Annotated in this window: 14 protein-coding genes; 11 read left to right on the top strand and 3 right to left on the bottom strand. The window is 65.8% G+C overall.

Annotated elements, in window-relative coordinates:
• Positions 1-86: 86 nt before the first annotated feature.
• Entirely contained in the window at positions 87-1,421 is a 1,335-nt protein-coding gene (locus ABD05_RS17280) for an NAD(P)/FAD-dependent oxidoreductase (protein ID WP_047901404.1), read from the top strand.
• A gap of 425 nt (positions 1,422-1,846) precedes the next feature.
• On the top strand, positions 1,847-2,722 hold the full coding sequence (locus ABD05_RS17275) for a dienelactone hydrolase family protein (RefSeq protein WP_047901403.1): 876 nt from the start codon (positions 1,847-1,849) through the stop codon (positions 2,720-2,722).
• Between the two features lie 58 nt (positions 2,723-2,780).
• On the opposite strand, the gene ABD05_RS17270 is transcribed toward ABD05_RS17275, so the two are convergent.
• Positions 2,781-3,650, bottom strand: coding sequence for a sulfurtransferase (locus tag ABD05_RS17270; protein WP_047901402.1), 870 nt, complete (start codon positions 3,648-3,650; stop codon positions 2,781-2,783).
• A gap of 117 nt (positions 3,651-3,767) precedes the next feature.
• Entirely contained in the window at positions 3,768-4,874 is a 1,107-nt protein-coding gene (locus ABD05_RS17265) for an aromatic ring-hydroxylating oxygenase subunit alpha (protein ID WP_047901401.1), read from the bottom strand.
• A 271-nt stretch (positions 4,875-5,145) separates the two neighbouring features.
• Here ABD05_RS17265 and ABD05_RS17260 point away from each other — a divergent pair, with 271 nt between their 5' ends.
• From ABD05_RS17260 to folE2, 4 genes are all read left to right on the top strand, one after another.
• Complete coding sequence (locus tag ABD05_RS17260) at positions 5,146-5,439, top strand: exodeoxyribonuclease VII small subunit (protein ID WP_006479428.1); 294 nt, start codon at positions 5,146-5,148, stop codon at positions 5,437-5,439.
• The gene (locus ABD05_RS17255) at positions 5,436-6,320 is read left to right on the top strand and encodes a polyprenyl synthetase family protein (RefSeq protein ID WP_047901400.1); all 885 of its coding nucleotides are present in this window, start codon (positions 5,436-5,438) and stop codon (positions 6,318-6,320) included. Before ABD05_RS17260 ends, ABD05_RS17255 begins: the two co-directional genes overlap by 4 nt.
• A gap of 81 nt (positions 6,321-6,401) precedes the next feature.
• Positions 6,402-8,306, top strand: coding sequence for a 1-deoxy-D-xylulose-5-phosphate synthase (gene dxs / locus ABD05_RS17250; RefSeq protein ID WP_047901399.1), 1,905 nt, complete (start codon positions 6,402-6,404; stop codon positions 8,304-8,306).
• Between the two features lie 154 nt (positions 8,307-8,460).
• On the top strand, positions 8,461-9,270 hold the full coding sequence (gene folE2, locus ABD05_RS17245) for a GTP cyclohydrolase FolE2 (RefSeq protein WP_047903612.1): 810 nt from the start codon (positions 8,461-8,463) through the stop codon (positions 9,268-9,270).
• A 93-nt stretch (positions 9,271-9,363) separates the two neighbouring features.
• Here folE2 and tsaD read toward each other — a convergent pair whose 3' ends face one another.
• A complete protein-coding gene (gene tsaD / locus ABD05_RS17240) occupies positions 9,364-10,404 on the bottom strand; it encodes a tRNA (adenosine(37)-N6)-threonylcarbamoyltransferase complex transferase subunit TsaD (RefSeq protein WP_047901398.1) in 1,041 nt (346 codons plus the stop codon).
• A gap of 130 nt (positions 10,405-10,534) precedes the next feature.
• On the opposite strand from tsaD, the gene ABD05_RS17235 reads away from it, so the two are divergent.
• The 5 genes from ABD05_RS17235 to rpoD all read left to right on the top strand — a co-directional run bounded on the left by ABD05_RS17235 (position 10,535) and on the right by rpoD (position 17,161).
• Positions 10,535-11,755 (top strand): BaiN/RdsA family NAD(P)/FAD-dependent oxidoreductase, encoded by a 1,221-nt coding sequence (locus ABD05_RS17235; RefSeq protein WP_047901397.1) that lies wholly within the window; start codon positions 10,535-10,537, stop codon positions 11,753-11,755.
• A gap of 105 nt (positions 11,756-11,860) precedes the next feature.
• Entirely contained in the window at positions 11,861-12,073 is a 213-nt protein-coding gene (rpsU, locus tag ABD05_RS17230) for a 30S ribosomal protein S21 (RefSeq protein WP_006479415.1), read from the top strand.
• A 194-nt stretch (positions 12,074-12,267) separates the two neighbouring features.
• Positions 12,268-12,714, top strand: a complete 447-nt coding sequence (locus ABD05_RS17225; protein WP_047901396.1) for a GatB/YqeY domain-containing protein — start codon at positions 12,268-12,270, stop codon at positions 12,712-12,714.
• Between the two features lie 69 nt (positions 12,715-12,783).
• Positions 12,784-14,655, top strand: coding sequence for a DNA primase (dnaG, locus tag ABD05_RS17220; protein WP_047901395.1), 1,872 nt, complete (start codon positions 12,784-12,786; stop codon positions 14,653-14,655).
• A gap of 88 nt (positions 14,656-14,743) precedes the next feature.
• Positions 14,744-17,161 carry an RNA polymerase sigma factor RpoD gene (rpoD, locus tag ABD05_RS17215; RefSeq protein ID WP_082146142.1) on the top strand — a complete coding sequence of 806 codons (2,418 nt, stop codon included), beginning with the start codon at positions 14,744-14,746 and terminating at the stop codon, positions 17,159-17,161.
• The last annotated feature ends 83 nt before the right edge of the window (positions 17,162-17,244 follow it).

Below are 17,244 nucleotides of genomic sequence, written 5' to 3'. Positions count from 1 at the left end.
GAACCGGTTAATCCACCGGGTGGCGCGAATGCATCGCGTTTGCTTCGCCTGGCGGCAGCAGTTTCGAATCGCAAAGGGGGAATCGGATGCATCGGATCATCATCGTAGGCGGAGGCGCGGGCGGCCTGGAACTGGCGACGCGGCTCGGCGACCGTTACGGCGCGCGCGGCAATCGTCCCGCGCGTGCGCTTGTCACGCTCGTCGACCGCAATCCGACACACATCTGGAAACCGCTGCTGCACGAGGTCGCGGCCGGCAGCATGGACCCGTTCACGCAGGAGCTCGAATACGCGGCGCAGGCGCGCTGGCACGGCTTTGAGTTTCAGCAGGGCGAGCTGACCGGGCTCGACCGCGCGGCGAAGCGCGTCACGCTGTCGCCCGTCAACGACAGCGACGGCGAGGAACTGCTGCCGGCGCGCGAGCTGGAATACGACACGCTCGTGATCGCGATCGGCAGCACGACCCACTTCTTCGGCGTGCAGGGCGCGCCGGAAAACGCGATCGCGCTCGATACCGTTGGCGAGGCCGAGCGCTTCCGCAAGCGGCTGATCGCCGCGTGCATGCGTGCCGAGCACCAGGCGCCGGCGCCGACCGCGCCGGGCGATGCGGCCGAGCCGCGCATCCAGGTCGTGATCGTCGGCGGCGGCGCGACGGGTGTCGAGTTGTCAGCAGAACTGCGCAACACGGCGCAGGTGTTGTCCGTGTATGGGCTGCACAAGCTCGACCCGCGCCACGACGTCGGCATCGTGCTGATCGAATCGGGGCCGCGGATTCTGCCGGCGTTGCAGGAGCGCGTGTCGTCGGCGACGGCCGAACTGCTCGAAAAGCTCGGCGTACGGCTGATGCTCGGCGAGCGTGTGACCGAGGTTGCGCCGGGGCTCGTGCATACCGCGAGCGGCAAGGCAGTGCGCGCGGACCTGACGGTCTGGGCGGCCGGCATCAAGGCGCCGTCCGTGCTCTCGCATCTCGATGGTCTCCAGGTCAACAAGCTCGGCCAGCTCGACGTGCGCCGCACGCTGCAGACCTTCACCGACGACAACGTGTTCGCGCTCGGCGATTGCGCGGCATGTGCGTGGCCCGGCAACGAACGCAACGTGCCGCCGCGCGCGCAGGCCGCGCACCAGCAGGCGAGCTTCCTGCTGAAGGCGATCGGCTGCCGGCTCGACGGGCGTCCGCTGCCCGAGTTCACGTATCGCGATTTCGGTTCGCTCGTGTCGCTCGGCCATTTCAGCGCGGTCGGCAACCTGATGGGCGGGCTGATCGGCGGCAACATGCTGATCGAAGGGCTGTTCGCGCGCTTCATGTACATGTCGCTGTACCGGCTGCACATCGCGGCGCTGCACGGCTATCCGCGGATGATGCTCGACACGTTCGCGCACTGGCTGCGGCGCACGACGCTGCCGCGCGTCAAGCTGCACTGACCGCGCGTTTGCGTGCGTAGCGGGCGGGGAGTGCGCACGTCGTGCGCGTTCTCCGCCCGTTGTTTTTTTCCGGGCAGCCGGGCGGTCGTGCAGGCTTTTGCCGAGTGAGATCGTTCGCGCGTTTTCCTTTTCAATCCGCAAGCTTCCAGTCGCGCAACGGCGATCGACCCATGCAGGCCCGCGCCATGATCTGGCGGGGCGACGGCACACATCGCTACCGTGGCCGGCACAGCCGGATCGATTCTTCGTAATTGAGTCTTACACATCTGACAATTGACGCGACAACGGATTATTGGGCATCTTGTCCGGGTTTCCGTTTGCGGCGGAGTGCCAACCGTCGCGACATCCGCGCCGCGCGCCGGCGTGATGTCCCGTCATGCCGCATCCACGATCATGACGGCGGCGCCCAATCGAGGAGTGCATTCATGTTGAAACCCGAAGTCGACAGCCTGGTTCCCCACGTCCCGTTCTCGCGTCGCAAGTTCATGCAGGCCGCGCTGGGCGGCACCTTCGCGGCGGCCGTGCTGCCCGTGTCGGCGCAGACGGTCACGACCGACAGCGCCGGGCTGGACGTCAACACCGTCGAGATCCGCTCCGGCGACGCGAGCGTGCCGGCCTATCGCGCGCAGCCGGCCGGCAAGACGAACCTGCCGGTCATCATCGTGATTCACGAGATCTTCGCCGTGCACGCGCATATCGCCGATGTATGCCGCCGCTTCGCGAAGCTCGGCTACCTCGCGATCGCGCCCGACCTGTTCGCGCGGCAGGGCAGCGTGTCGAAGTATCCGACGATCCAGGCGCTCGTCGACAACATCGTCAACAAGGTACCGGACCGGCAGGTCACCGAGGATCTCGACGCGACCGTCGCATGGGCCGGCAAGAACGGCGGCGACCTGACGCGTCTCGGCGTGACGGGGTTCTGCTGGGGCGGCCGCCAGGCGTGGCTGTATGCCGAGCATAATCCGCACGTGCGCGCGGCCGTTGCATGGTACGGGTTCGTCGAGGGCAAGACCGACGAGATGACGCCGTTTAATCCGGTCGATCATGCAGCGTCGCTGAAGGTGCCCGTGCTCGGGCTGTACGGCGAGAAGGATACGAACATCACGCAGGCCTCGCTCGCGGACATGCGCAAGGCGATCCAGGCGAGCGATTCGAAGATCGCGCGCGAATCGGAGATCGTCGTGTATCCGGATGCCGGCCACGCGTTCTTCGCCGACTACCGGCCGAGCTATGTAAAGGGTGATGCCGAAGACGGCTGGACGCGCGCGATCGCGTGGTTCCACAAGTACGGCGTGATGTAAACGGAACGCGGCGGCCGAATGGCCGCCGCTTCGCTTCGCCGGTGCGCCGTGCGCCGGATTACGGGTTCGGGCCGGTCGCGATCGGCCGCGACGGATCGGCGCTCCATTCGCTCCACGAGCCCGGATACAGCGATGCGCCGTGCAGCCCCGCGATCTCCAGCGCAAGCGCGTTGTGGCAGGCGGTGACGCCGGAGCCGCACTGCAGGATCACGAGGTTCGGTTCGGTGCCCGCCAGCAGTGCGGAAAACGTCTCGCGCAATTCATGGCCGGTCTTGAAGCGGCCGTCGGCGTTCAGGTTGTCCTTGAAGAACCGGTTGCGCGCGCCGGGGATGTGGCCGCCCACGGGATCGATCGTTTCGTTTTCGCCGCGATAGCGGTCCGGTGCGCGAGCATCGATCACGACGCGCGTGCGCGACGTCACGTTCGCGAGCACGGCTGCCGCGTCGACCGTCGATTCGAGTGGTGCTGCCGCGCGGAAATCGCCGGCGGCCGGTTGCGGTACGTCGGCCGCCAGCGGCTGGCCGGCCGCTTCCCACGCCTGCAGGCCGCCGTCGAGCACGGCGACCGAATCGTGGCCGAGCCAGCGCAGCAGCCACCACAGACGTGCCGCATACGCGCCGCCTTGTGCATCGTATGCGACGACCTGCTGGCCTTGCTTGAGTCCGCGGCTCGCGAGCAGCGTGGCGAGCGCATCGCGGGTCGGCAGCGGATGGCGGCCGTTGGTGCCCGTCTTGCGGCCCGACAGGTCGCGGTCGAGATGAAGATACTGCGCACCGGGGATGTGGCCGGCCGCATAGGCTGCTTCGCCCGCGCCGGGATCGACGAGATCGAAGCGGCAGTCGAACAGCACGACGCTGCCGGGCGCCGCGGCCAGGCGCTCGGCGAGATTGGCGGCGGAGATGAGCGTGGTGTAATGAGTGTGTGGCATGACAGCTCCCTGGAGTGCGAATGGCCTGACACTCCAAGTCTAAACAAAAAAAGACGGGCCGAAGCCCGTCTTTTCGTCTGCCGGATGCCGTGCGGCGTCAAAGCGCCGCACCGGCCGTCAGATATCGCCGAGGTGGCGGCGCAGGAACTCGTGGAAGTGCTGCATGCCGTCTTCCATCGGGCTCTGGTACGGGCCGACCTGCGACTCGCCGCGTGCCATCAGCGCACGGCGGCCTGCGTCCATCCGCATCGCGATTTCGTCGTCCTCGACGGCTGTTTCCATATACGCGGCGCGCTCGGCCTCGACGAATTCGCGTTCGAACAGCGCGATTTCCTCGGGGTAATAGAACTCGACGATGTTGGTCGTCTTCTGCGGGCCGCGCGGGATCAGCCACGACACGACGAGCACGTGCGGATACCACTCGATCATCAGGCCCGGGTAGTAGACCATCCAGATCGCGCCGAACTCCGGCGGCACGCCGTTGCGGAACTTCAGCACCTGCTCGTGCCATTTCTGGTAAGTCGCGCTGCCCGGTTTCGCGAGTGCGTTGTGCACGCCGACCGTCTGCACGCTGTACCAGTCGCCGAACTCCCACGTCAGGTCGTCGCACGACACGAAGCTGCCGAGGCCCGGGTGGAACGGGACGACGTGATAATCCTCGAGGTAGACCTCGATGAACGTCTTCCAGTTGTAATCGCACTCGTGCACTTCGACGTGATCGAAGTGGTACTCGGAGAAGTCGAAATGATGTTTCGTGCCGAGATGGGCGAGATCGCGCGCGACATTCCGGCCTTCGGTCTCGAACAGCAGCCCCTGCCAGTTCTGCAGCGGGCTCTTGCCGAGGTTCAGGCACGGCTTCTCGGGGAAGTGCGGCGCGCCGAGCAGCTCGCCTTCCAGGTCGTACGTCCAGCGGTGCAGCGGGCACACGATGTTCTGCGTGTGGCCGCGCCCGTTGAGCATGATCGCCTGCCGGTGGCGGCAGACGTTCGACAGCAGTTCGATCTGGTTCGTCTGGTTGCGGACCAGCACGCGGCCTTCCTTTTCGGACGGCAGCGCAAAATAATCCCCCGCCTCGGGCACCATCAACTCGTGCCCGACGTAACGAGGTCCTTTCTTGAAGAGGGTTTCGATCTCGCGCTCGAGTAGCGCCTCATCGAAATATGCAGTGACTGGAAGCTGGCTGTGAGCCGACTTCAACTGAAGCGCATCGCTCAGATTGGACATTCCCACTCCCGGTGTTAGCGTGAAAGCAGTGAACAACCCAACCATCGAAAAATCGATTTAGGGAAACGGGGAATTATACCCGGTTCGCCTCGCAAGGCTAGGAATAAGTGCCTGATTTGTGTCAATTTTTTGTCCGGAGACAATCGGGAGGCGCACACTGTGTGTCGGAGATGGGGCCGGAATATGTGCCAGGCGCCCCAAGTCGGCAGATCGGAGAATTCTCTTTTGCCGTAGAATGTCCGACTTGTTTTGAAATTTGACACCCTTGTCCATGGCGAAAACCGCATCCCCAGGCGCCACGCCGCCCGGTAACGGCACAGAACCGTTGCCGGACAATTATGAGATGGCGCTCGCGGAACTCGAGACGCTGGTTGCCCGGATGGAAGGCGGCGCGTTGAGCCTCGAGGATTCACTGGCGGCGTACCGCCGCGGTGCGACCCTCGTTGCGTTTTGCCAACAGCAGCTCGAGAAAGTGGAGCAGCAGGTTCGCGTGCTCGACGGCGCGACGCTGAAGCCGCTTTCGTCCGGAACGGCCGCCACGGACGGCGAAGACGACGATCTATGACATTCGAACAATGGATGCGGTCCGTGCTTGACCGTGTCGAGCACGCACTCGGTCACTATCTGCCCGCTGAAACCGCGATGCCCGCGCAACTCCACGAGGCGATGCGCTACGCGGTCCTCGGCGGCGGCAAACGCGTTCGCCCGCTGCTGTGCCATGCAGCAGGCGAGCTGACCGGCGCGACGGAAGCGGCGCGCAATGCGGCGGCGGCGGCGCTGGAGATGATCCACGTCTACTCGCTCGTGCACGACGACATGCCGTGCATGGACGACGACGCGCTGCGCCGCGGCAAGCCGACCGTGCACGTGCAGTACGACGAGCCGACGGCGCTGCTGGTCGGCGATGCGCTGCAGTCGCAGGCGTTCGTCGCACTGACCGACGCCATCGCGCTGACGCCGGTGCAGCAGGCGGCGCTCGTGCGCGAGCTTGCGCTCGCCAGCGGCTCGGTCGGCATGGCCGGCGGGCAGGCGATCGACCTGGCGAGCGTCGGCCTCAAGCTGACGCGCGAGCAACTCGAGACGATGCACCGGATGAAGACGGGCGCACTGCTGCGCGCGGCCGTGCGGATGGGCGCACTGGCCGGCGAGACGCCGTCCGCGGACACGATGGCCGCGCTCGATGTCTACGCGGGGGCTGTCGGTCTGGCCTTCCAGGTCGTCGACGATATTCTCGACGTCACGACCGATTCGGCGACGCTCGGCAAGACGGCCGGCAAGGACGCGGCGAACGACAAGCCGACCTACGTATCGATCCTCGGCCTCGAGGCGTCGCGCGAGCTCGCCGCGCAATTGCGCGCCGAAGCGCACGACGCGCTGAAACCGTTCGGCGCACGCGCACAGCGTCTCGCCGAACTTGCCGACCTGGTGGTAAACCGGGTCAGCTGACGCGAAAGCCCGCCGCCGCGCACACGCTACGGTGCGTGCAATAGAATGCGGGCGCGTTTGATTTCCTACAATGGAACGACGATGTACGACTTGCTGAAAACCATCGACGACCCGGCGGATTTGCGCCGCCTCGATCGTCGCCAACTGCAACCGCTCGCGGATGAACTGCGCGCGTTCGTGCTCGACAGCGTGTCGAAGACGGGCGGCCATTTGTCGTCCAATCTCGGGACGGTCGAGCTGACGATCGCGTTGCACTACGTGTTCAACACGCCGAACGATCGCATCGTCTGGGACGTGGGCCACCAGACCTACCCGCACAAGATCCTGACGGGCCGCCGCGACCAGATGCATTCGCTGCGCCAGTACGACGGCATCTCGGGTTTCCCGCGCCGCAGCGAATCCGAATACGACACGTTCGGCACCGCGCACTCGAGCACGTCGATCTCGGCCGCGCTCGGCATGGCGATCGGCAGCCAGCTGAACGGTGACGACCGCTTCTCGATCGCCGTGATCGGCGACGGCGCGATGACGGCCGGCATGGCGTTCGAGGCGATGAACAACGCGGGCGTGTCGGAAGATGCGAAGCTGCTCGTGATCCTGAACGACAACGACATGTCGATCTCGCCGCCGGTCGGCGCGCTGAATCGCCATCTTGCACGCCTGATGTCGGGCCGCTTCTACGCGGCTGCGCGCGCGGGCGTCGAGCGCGTGCTGAGCGTTGCGCCGCCGGTGCTCGAACTCGCGCGCAAGCTCGAGGAGCACGCGAAGGGCATGGTCGTGCCGGCCACGCTGTTCGAGGAGTTCGGCTTCAACTACATCGGCCCGATCGACGGTCACGATCTCGATTCGCTGATCCCGACGCTGCAGAACATCCGTGAACTGCGCGGCCCGCAGTTCCTGCACGTGGTGACGAAAAAAGGCCAGGGCTACAAGCTCGCCGAAGCCGATCCCGTGCTCTATCACGGCCCGGGCAAGTTCAATCCGGCCGAAGGCATCAAGCCGTCGACCACGCCCGCGAAGAAGACGTACACGCAGGTGTTCGGCGAGTGGCTGTGCGATGAAGCCGAGCGCGATACGCGCGTCGTCGGCGTCACGCCCGCGATGCGCGAAGGCTCGGGCATGGTCGAGTTCGAGAAGCGCTTCAAGGATCGCTACTACGACGTCGGCATCGCCGAGCAGCACGCGGTGACGTTCGCGGGCGGCCTCGCGACCGAAGGGCTCAAGCCGGTGGTCGCTATCTACTCGACGTTCCTGCAGCGTGCTTACGATCAACTGATCCACGACGTCGCGCTGCAGAACCTGCCGGTCGTGTTCGCGATCGACCGCGCGGGCCTCGTCGGCGCGGACGGCGCGACGCACGCGGGTGCGTACGATCTCGCGTTCATGCGCTGCATCCCGAACATGACGGTCATGGCCGCATCCGACGAGAACGAATGCCGCCAGATGCTGCACACCGCGCTGCAGCAGCCGAACCCGACCGCGGTGCGCTATCCGCGCGGCGCGGGCACGGGCGTGCCGACAGTGAAGGAATTCACCGAGATCCCGCTCGGCAAGGGTGAAGTGCGTCGCCGCACGGCGCAGCCGGAAGGCAAGCGTGTCGCGATCCTCGCGTTCGGCACGATGGTCGCTCCGTCGCTCGCCGCGGCCGAGGAACTCGATGCAACCGTCGCGAACATGCGCTTCGTGAAGCCGGTCGATGCCGCGCTCGTGCGCGAACTCGCCGAGACGCACGACTACCTCGTCACGATCGAGGAAGGCTGCGTGATGGGCGGCGCGGGCTCGGCCTGCGTGGAAGCCCTGATGGAGAGTGGGGTTATCCGACCCGTACTACAATTGGGCCTCCCTGACCAGTTCGTCGATCACGGCGACCACGCAAAGCTGTTGTCGCAATGCGGCCTCGACGGCGCGGGCATCGCGAAATCGATTCGCGAACGCTTCCTGAACCCGGCGGCCGACGTCGCCGGTCAGGCGAAGCGCGTCGCATAAGCTGGCGCCGCCCGCGGGCGGTGTCGGTGCGACTGGCGCAACCGGTCTTCATTGATGCGGAAAACATGGGCCTGCGGGCCCATGTTGCTTTTCCGGCTGCCGCATGACGCGGCGTGCGCGTCGTCGAACGCGCGGCTTACAAGGATTGAACAAGATGAACCAGATGAATCCCGCCTTCGTGATGCCCGACGTGCAGAGCACGGTGGATACCCGTCAGATTCCGATTCAGCGCGTGGGCGTGAAGGCGGTCCGGCATCCGTTGACGGTGCGTACCGAAAGCGGCGACGTGCAGCCGAGCGTCGGTGTCTGGAACCTCGACGTCCGCCTGCCGGCCGACCAGAAGGGCACGCACATGTCGCGCTTCGTCGCGCTGCTCGAAGAGAACCGCGCGCCGCTGACGGTCGAGCGCTTCCGCACGATGCTCGCGTCGATGCTCGAGAAGCTCGAAGCCGAGGCGGGCCGCATCGAAGTGACGTTCCCGTACTTCGTGAACAAGACGGCGCCGGTGTCCGGCGTGCAGAGCCTGCTCGACTATGAAGTGACGCTCGCGGGCGAAAGCCGCAACGGCGACACGCGCCTGTTCCTGAAGGTGCTCGTGCCGGTGACGAGCCTGTGCCCGTGCTCGAAGAAGATCTCGCAGTACGGCGCGCACAACCAGCGCTCGCACGTGACGATCGATGCCGAGCTTGCGGGCGACCTTCCGGTCGAGGCGCTGATCCGCATCGCGGAGGAAGAGGCGTCGTGCGAGCTGTGGGGGCTGCTGAAGCGTCCGGACGAGAAGTTCGTCACCGAGCGTGCGTACGAGAACCCGAAGTTTGTCGAGGATCTCGTGCGCGACGTCGCACAGCGTCTCGATGCGGACGAGCGCGTGATCGCATACGTGCTCGAAGCCGAGAACTTCGAGTCGATCCACAATCACAGCGCGTATGCGCTGATCGAGCGCGACAAGCGGCAGGCTGCATAACGCTGCGTCGTTTTGCCGCGCCGATGAAAAAGGCCGCTCGTTTGAGCGGCCTTTTTTGCGTCTGCCGGTGCGTGCGGCGTCGCGTTGCGCGGCTCAGCGGGCGAGCGACGCGAGATCCCAGCGCGGCTTCACCGTGAATGCGTAGTCGGCATTCGCCTGCTCGGGCCAGCGGCCGAGCCGCAGCGCGCCCGCGAGCGCGATCATCGCGCCGTTGTCGGTACACAGCGCAAGATCGGGGTAATGCACGTCGAAGCCGCGCTTGGCCGCGGCGGCCGACAGTGCCTCGCGCAACTGGCGGTTCGCGCCGACGCCGCCGGCGACCACGAGGCGCTTGAGTTTCGTCTTCTTCAGCGCGGCGAGCGACTTCGCGACGAGCACGTCGACGGCCGCGTCGACGAAACCGCGCGCGAGGTCGGCTTTCGCGCGTTCGAGCGCTTCGCCCGTCAGCTTCGCCGCTTCGAACTTCTTCATCTGCGTGAGCACGGCCGTCTTCAGGCCGCTGAAGCTGAAGTCGAGGTCGCCCGAATGCAGCATCGGACGCGGCAGCACGACCGCGCCCGGCGTGCCCGTTTCGGCGAGCTTCGACACTTCAGGGCCGCCCGGATAGCCGAGGCCGATCAGTTTCGCCGTCTTGTCGAACGCTTCGCCGGCCGCGTCGTCGAGTGTTTCGCCGAGCGTCTCGTACACGCCGACGTCGGTCACGCGCATCAGTTGCGTGTGGCCGCCGGAAACCAGCAGCGCGACGAACGGGAACGGCGGCGGCTCGGCGACGAGCAGCGGCGACAGCAGGTGGCCTTCGAGGTGATGGATGCCGACGGTCGGCTTGTTCCAGGCGAGCGCGAGCGCATTCGCGATGCTCGCGCCGACCAGCAGCGCGCCGGCGAGGCCGGGGCCTTGCGTGAACGCGATCGCGTCGATGTCGTCGCGGTGCGTGCCGCTTTGCGCCATCACTTCCTCGAGCAGCGGCAGCGCGCGGCGGATGTGGTCGCGCGACGCGAGCTCGGGCACGACGCCGCCGTAGTCGCGGTGCATCGCGATCTGCGAATGGAGCGCGTGCGCGAGCAGGCCGCGCTGCGTGTCGTAGAGCGCGAGGCCGGTTTCGTCGCAGGAGCTTTCGATGCCGAGAACGAGCATGGGTACGGGCGGGGCGCGCCGTATCGGACGCGCCGCAGGAAGGTCAACGTAACCGCAAAGTATAGCAGGCGAGGGACAGCCGCCGCTGCCGGCGGCCCGGGCCCGATGCCGGGCAGGTACAATCCGCGCCATGGAAACTTATGACATCGCCGTGATCGGCGCGGGCGCCGCCGGGATGATGAGCGCCGCGGTCGCCGGGCAGCTCGGCCGCCGCGTCGTGCTGATCGATCACGCACCGCGGCTCGCCGAGAAAATCCGCATCTCGGGCGGCGGCCGCTGCAACTTCACGAACCTGTATGCCGGCCCCGACAACTACCTGTCGGCGAATCCGCATTTCGCGCGCTCGGCGCTGGCGCGCTATACGCCGCGCGACTTCCTCGGGCTGCTCAAGCGCCATCATGTGACCTGGCACGAAAAGCACAAGGGTCAGCTTTTTTGCGACCACGGCAGCGACGCGGTCATCGACGTGCTGAAGCACGAGTGCGACGCGGGCGGCATCGCGTGGCGTCGGCCCGTCGTCGTCGACGCGGTGCGCCACGCACCGGCCGACGGCTTCACGCTCGACACGCAGCAGGCCGGGTCGATCGGTGCGCGTGCACTGATCGTGGCGACCGGCGGCCTGTCGATCCCGAAGATCGGCGCGACCGACTTCGGCTACCGGCTCGCGAAGCAGTTCGGCCACAAGCTCATCGATACGCGGCCCGCGCTCGTGCCGCTCACGTTCGCGCCGCACGACTGGGAGCCGTTCGCGGCGTTGTCCGGCGTGTCGCTCGAAGTGCGCGTGTCGACCGGCGACAAGAAGCGCGGCGGCGAATTCGTCGAGGACCTGCTGCTGACCCATCGCGGCCTGTCGGGGCCCGGCATCCTGCAGATCTCGAGCTACTGGCAGCCCGGCGACCCGATCCGCGTCGACCTGCTGCCGCAGCGCGACACGGTGGCCGACCTGCTCGACGCGAAACGCACGTCGAAGCGCCAGATCGGTTCGCTGCTCGCGGACTGGGTGCCGTCGCGCCTCGCGCACGCATGGCTCGACACGCATCGCGTCGCGGCCGACGCGCGGCTCGCGGACCTGCCCGACAAGACGCTGCGCCAGATCGGCGACGCGCTCGCCGGCTGGACGCTGACGCCGAACGGCACCGAGGGCTACAAGAAGGCCGAGGTGACGAAAGGCGGGGTCGATACGCGGGAGCTGTCGTCGGCGACGATGATGAGCGCGCGCGTGCCGGGGCTGTTCTTCATCGGCGAGGCGGTGGACGTGACGGGCTGGCTCGGCGGCTACAACTTCCAGTGGGCATGGGCGTCCGGCACGGCCGCCGGGCAGGCCGCGGCCGAGTATTCGCGCGGCGCGTGAGGTTCCCGGCAAGCCCGGTTTAGCGGGACCAGTCCCCGTGCCTTTGAACAATCGCTCTGCTATACTCGGTAGTCTTTCCCTGCAAACCTTTATTCGTGTCGGATCATGACGATCATTCGCGTTAAAGAGAACGAGCCGTTCGAAGTTGCAATGCGTCGCTTCAAGCGCACGATCGAGAAGAACGGTCTGTTGACCGAACTTCGTGCGCGCGAGTTTTACGAGAAGCCGACCGCGGAGCGCAAGCGCAAGAAGGCGGCTGCGGTGAAGCGTCATTACAAGCGTATCCGCAGCCAGACGCTGCCGAAGAAGCTGTACTGAACGATTGGGCGCCGCGCGGTTCGCTGAGCGGCGCACCGGCGACTCCGTGCGATCGGGTACGATCGCACAGCTGATCAGGCGGCGAGTCGCCGATGCCGGATTCGAGCAACCCGCTTGAGACACTGTCCCAAGCGGGTTTTTGTGTTGACGCCCGTTCGCGGGCGTCGGATTCACGTTTCCATCCCGGGTGAAAGATGAGTTTGAAAGAGCAGATCAGCGAAGACATGAAGGCCGCGATGCGCGCGAAGGACAGCGAGCGCCTGTCGACGATTCGCCTGCTGATGGCTGCGATCAAGCAGCGCGAGGTCGATGATCGGGTCACGCTCGACGACGCGGGCATCACGGCCGTGATCGACAAGATGATCAAGCAGCGCAAGGATTCGATCAGCCAGTTCCAGGCCGCCGGCCGCGACGACCTCGTCGCGAAGGAGCAGGCCGAGCTGACCGTGCTGGGCGGCTACATGCCTGCGCAACTGTCGGACGCCGAAGTGGCGGCCGAAGTCCAGGCGGCGGTCGCGCAAACCGGCGCAGCCGGCCCGCAGGACATGGGCAAGGTGATGGGCGTGCTGAAGGGCAAGCTCGCCGGCCGTGCCGACATGACGGCCGTTTCCGCGCAGGTCAAGGCCGCGCTCACGAAGTAAACCCGTTCCCGGCGCGCGCGGCGTTGCGTGCGCCGGGCGTCGTATTGTCTTTTTTCGCTCGATCCCACGGTGATTCCGCATTCGTTCCTGCAGGACTTGCTGAACCGCGTCGATATCGTCGACGTGGTGGGTCGGTACGTGCAGCTCAAGAAGGGCGGCGCCAACTTCATGGGGCTGTGCCCGTTCCATAACGAGAAGAGCCCGTCGTTTACCGTCAGCCCGACCAAGCAGTTCTATCATTGCTTCGGCTGCGGCGCGCACGGCACGGCGATCGGCTTCCTGATGGAGCATGCGGGGCTCACGTTCCCGGAAGCCGTGCAGGAACTCGCGCAGTCCGTCGGGCTGACCGTGCCACACGAACCGTCGATGCGCGGCGGCGGTGGTGGCGGAGGCGGCGATTATCCGGCGCCCGTGTCGAAATCCGTCGCGACCGCGCTGTCCGATGCGATGACCGCCGCGTGCGACTACTACCGCAAGCAGTTGCGCGGGGCGACCGTCGCGATCCAGTACCTGAAGAACCGGGGCCTGACCGGCGAGATCGCCGCGCGTTTCGGGCTCGGTTATGCGCCGGACGGCTGGCAGAACCTCGAAACCGCGTTCCCGGACTATCGCGACGAGTCGCTCGTAGAGTCCGGGCTCGTGATCGTCAGCGAGAAAACCGATGCGCAGGGCGTCGCGCGCCGCTACGACCGGTTCCGCGAGCGGATCATGTTCCCGATCCGCAACGTGAAGGGGCAGGTGATCGGCTTCGGCGGCCGCGTGCTCGGCAGCGGCGAGCCGAAGTACCTGAACTCGCCCGAAACGCCGCTGTTCAACAAGGGCAGTGAGCTGTACGGGCTGTTCGAGGCGCGGCTCGCGATTCGCGAGCGCAAGTACGTGCTGGTCGTCGAAGGCTACATGGACGTCGTCGCGCTCGCGCAGCTCGGTTTTCCGAATGCGGTCGCGACGCTCGGCACCGCGTGCACGCCGATCCACGTGCAGAAGCTGCTGCGCCAGACCGACACAGTTATTTTCAGTTTCGACGGCGACTCGGCCGGGCGGCGTGCGGCCCGGCGCGCGCTCGAGGCATGCCTGCCGCATGCGGCGGACAACCGCACGATCCGGTTCCTTTTTCTGCCGGCCGAGCACGATCCGGACAGCTATGTGCGCGAGTTCGGCGCGGATGCGTTCTCCGAGCAGGTCGAGCGCGCGATGCCGCTGTCGCAATTTCTGCTGAACGAAGCAATTGCCGACAAGGCGCTCGATCAGCCGGAAGGCCGCGCGAAGGCGCTGTTCGATGCGAAGCCGCTGCTGCAGGCGCTGCCCGCGAACGCGTTGCGCGCGCAGATCATGCACATGTTCGCGGACCGCCTCGACATCCCGTTCGAAGAGGTCGCGGGGCTGTCCGACGTCGATACGCGGATCGCGGCGCCGCCGCGCCAGGCGCCTGCGCGCAGCGAGCGGCGCCGCGTGACGGACAGCGAAAAGCGCGCGTTGCGCACGCTGGTGATGCATCCGCGCATCGCGTCGCAGCTCGACGATGAACAAATTGCGACGCTGCGCGCGTTGCCGCGCATTGGCGAACTGTTCGCCGAGGTCGTCGACCATGCACGTGCGCTGGGCGACGGCGCGGAGTTCCGGCTGCTGTCGGATGTCCTGCGGACGTCCTCGAACGGGGCGACTTACGAGGAAATCTTCCGCGAAATTCTGGACTATGATGAAAACGTCCGCGATTTGCTGTTACAGAATCCGGAAGACGAGACGGTGCCCGAGCGGCAGCGTGAACAGGAGCGGATCGCGGGGGAGGAGCTGCAGGCGGCGGTGCTCAAGATGCGCTACGACGCTTGCTGCGACCGGCTCGATCGGCTGGCGCGGCAATCCACCTTCACACCCGAGGAACTGGCTGAATTGACGGAATTGAACCAGCAGCGAACCGACATGAAGCGTCGGCTCGGGCTGTAGGCGGCCGGGGCGCTTAGAGAGGGCTCCCCAGCGTGCTATAATATAAGGTTTCCAGCGGTTTGTTTTCCAAGCAGAGGCGAGAATCGCGATGGCAAAGACGACAGGCGGAAAGAAAGCAACAGGCAAGGGCTCGACGGAGCCGACCAAGAAGGTCACAGCGGCCAAGTCTGCTTCTTCCACCAGAACAACGTCTTCAGCATCGTCAGCCCCTGCGGGAAAGAAAACCGCGGCCGGCACCGCTCAGGCTGCGCCGGCACCGGCAGCCAGAACACGGGCTGCCGCCAGACCCGACTCCGGGCCGGCCAAGCCGGCGGCGAAGCGGGCAAGTGCGAAAAGCGCAAGGGACACGACTGCCGCCGCGGACGAAACGGCAGTACGTACTACTCATGCACCCACGGTTCAACCGGCTGTCGTCCAGCAGCCGCGAGTCGATATAGCCGGTACGGCGAACTCCATGACCAAAAAGCTGAACGAAGTATCCGTCGACGACGACGCAAATCAGAGCGACGAGCAGCCCGCAGCCGCGGCTGCCCCGGGCAAATCCAAGGTGCGCGATCGTCGCGCCAAGGAAAAGGCGCTGCTGAAGGAAGCGTTCGCGACGAGCACGCCGGGCACGGCCGAGGAGCTCGAAGAGCGCCGCGTGAAGCTGCGCGCGCTGATCAAGCTCGGCAAGGAGCGCGGCTTCCTGACGTACGCCGAAATCAACGACCACCTGCCGGACAACTTCACCGAGACCGAAGCCCTCGAAGGCATCATCGGCACGTTCAACGACATGGGCGTGGCGGTCTACGAGCAGGCGCCGGACGCGGAAACGCTGCTCCTGAACGACAACGCGCCGGCCGCGTCGTCGGACGATGAAGTCGAAGAGGAAGCGGAAGTCGCGCTGTCCACCGTCGATTCGGAATTCGGCCGCACGACCGATCCGGTCCGGATGTACATGCGCGAGATGGGCACGGTCGAGCTGCTCACGCGCGAAGGCGAAATCGAGATCGCGAAGCGGATCGAGGACGGCCTGCGCCACATGGTGATGGCGATTTCCGCGTGCCCGACGACGATCGCCGACATCCTCGCGATGGCCGAGCGCGTCGCGAACGAAGAGATCCGCGTCGACGAGCTCGTCGACGGCCTGCTCGATCCGAATGCTTCGGACTCCGCCGATACGGACGGCTTCTCCGCGAAGGAAGCGGAAGCCATCGAGAACGAGGACGAGGAAGCCGAGGAGGAAGAGGAAGAAGAGGAAGAGGAGGAGGATGACGGTGCCGCGCAGGCATCGGCCAACGCCGCCCAGCTCGAAGCCCTCAAGCGTGCCTCGCTCGACAAGTTCTCGCAGATCAGCGAGTGGTTCGACAAGATGCGCCGCGCATTCGAAAAGGAAGGCTACAAGTCGAAGGCCTACCTGAAGGCGCAGGAAACGATCCAGACCGAACTGATGACGATCCGCTTCACCGCGCGTACCGTCGAACGCCTGTGCGACACGCTGCGTGCGCAGGTGGACGAAGTGCGTCAGGTCGAACGTCAGATCCTGCACATCGTCGTCGACAAGTGCGGCATGCCGCGTTCGGAATTCATCGCGCGCTTCCCGGGCAGCGAAACCGACCTCGACTGGTCCGAGAAGATCATGGCCGAAGGCCATTCGTACAGCGCGGTGCTGTCGCGTAACGTTCCGGCGATCCGCGAACAGCAGCAGCGCCTGCTCGACCTGCAGGCGCGCGTCGTGCTGCCGCTGAAGGACCTGAAGGAAACCAACCGCCAGATGGCGGCCGGCGAACTGAAGGCGCGCCAGGCGAAGCGCGAAATGACCGAGGCGAACCTGCGTCTCGTGATCTCGATCGCGAAGAAGTACACGAACCGCGGCCTGCAATTCCTCGACCTGATCCAGGAAGGCAACATCGGCCTGATGAAGGCGGTGGACAAGTTCGAATACCGTCGCGGCTACAAGTTCTCGACCTATGCGACGTGGTGGATCCGTCAGGCCATCACGCGCTCGATCGCCGACCAGGCGCGCACGATCCGTATTCCGGTTCACATGATCGAGACGATCAACAAGATGAACCGCATCTCGCGGCAGATCCTGCAGGAAACCGGTCTCGAGCCGGATCCGGCAACGCTCGCCGAGAAGATGGAGATGCCGGAAGACAAGATCCGCAAGATCATGAAGATCGCGAAGGAGCCGATCTCGATGGAAACGCCGATCGGTGACGACGACGATTCCCATCTCGGCGACTTCATCGAGGACAACAACACGGTCGCGCCGGCGGATGCCGCGCTGCATGCGAGCATGCGCGACGTCGTGAAGGACGTGCTCGATTCGCTGACGCCGCGCGAGGCGAAGGTGCTGCGGATGCGTTTCGGTATCGAGATGAGCACGGACCACACGCTCGAGGAAGTCGGCAAGCAGTTCGACGTCACGCGCGAGCGGATCCGTCAGATCGAGGCCAAGGCGCTGCGCAAGCTGCGTCACCCGAGCCGTTCCGACAAGCTGAAGTCGTTCCTCGAAGGGAACTGATTTCCAGCGTCTCTCCTGCGAACGCCGCCGGCATCTGCGTGATGCCGGTGGCGTTTGTCTCCTTTGTTGTTACAATGCCGGCC

Source organism: Burkholderia pyrrocinia (assembly GCF_001028665.1).
GTDB classification, from domain to species: domain Bacteria; phylum Pseudomonadota; class Gammaproteobacteria; order Burkholderiales; family Burkholderiaceae; genus Burkholderia; species Burkholderia pyrrocinia.
Note: the sequence above shows the minus strand (reverse complement) of the source record. Positions and strands in the feature narration are given on the sequence as shown.

What these genes read in the sequence shown, in the direction of transcription:
- ABD05_RS17235 (WP_047901397.1), top strand. Translation starts at nt 10,535, where the DNA reads ATGGAAACTTATGACATCGCCGTGATCGGCGCGGGCGCCGCCGGGATG.
- ABD05_RS17270 (WP_047901402.1), bottom strand. Translation starts at nt 3,650, where the DNA reads ATGCCACACACTCATTACACCACGCTCATCTCCGCCGCCAATCTCGCC.
- ABD05_RS17260 (WP_006479428.1), top strand. Translation starts at nt 5,146, where the DNA reads ATGGCGAAAACCGCATCCCCAGGCGCCACGCCGCCCGGTAACGGCACA.
- ABD05_RS17255 (WP_047901400.1), top strand. Translation starts at nt 5,436, where the DNA reads ATGACATTCGAACAATGGATGCGGTCCGTGCTTGACCGTGTCGAGCAC.
- ABD05_RS17265 (WP_047901401.1), bottom strand. Translation starts at nt 4,874, where the DNA reads ATGTCCAATCTGAGCGATGCGCTTCAGTTGAAGTCGGCTCACAGCCAG.
- ABD05_RS17225 (WP_047901396.1), top strand. Translation starts at nt 12,268, where the DNA reads ATGAGTTTGAAAGAGCAGATCAGCGAAGACATGAAGGCCGCGATGCGC.
- ABD05_RS17280 (WP_047901404.1), top strand. Translation starts at nt 87, where the DNA reads ATGCATCGGATCATCATCGTAGGCGGAGGCGCGGGCGGCCTGGAACTG.
- folE2 (WP_047903612.1), top strand. Translation starts at nt 8,461, where the DNA reads ATGAACCAGATGAATCCCGCCTTCGTGATGCCCGACGTGCAGAGCACG.
- tsaD (WP_047901398.1), bottom strand. Translation starts at nt 10,404, where the DNA reads ATGCTCGTTCTCGGCATCGAAAGCTCCTGCGACGAAACCGGCCTCGCG.
- ABD05_RS17275 (WP_047901403.1), top strand. Translation starts at nt 1,847, where the DNA reads ATGTTGAAACCCGAAGTCGACAGCCTGGTTCCCCACGTCCCGTTCTCG.
- dxs (WP_047901399.1), top strand. Translation starts at nt 6,402, where the DNA reads ATGTACGACTTGCTGAAAACCATCGACGACCCGGCGGATTTGCGCCGC.
- rpoD (WP_082146142.1), top strand. Translation starts at nt 14,744, where the DNA reads ATGGCAAAGACGACAGGCGGAAAGAAAGCAACAGGCAAGGGCTCGACG.
- rpsU (WP_006479415.1), top strand. Translation starts at nt 11,861, where the DNA reads ATGACGATCATTCGCGTTAAAGAGAACGAGCCGTTCGAAGTTGCAATG.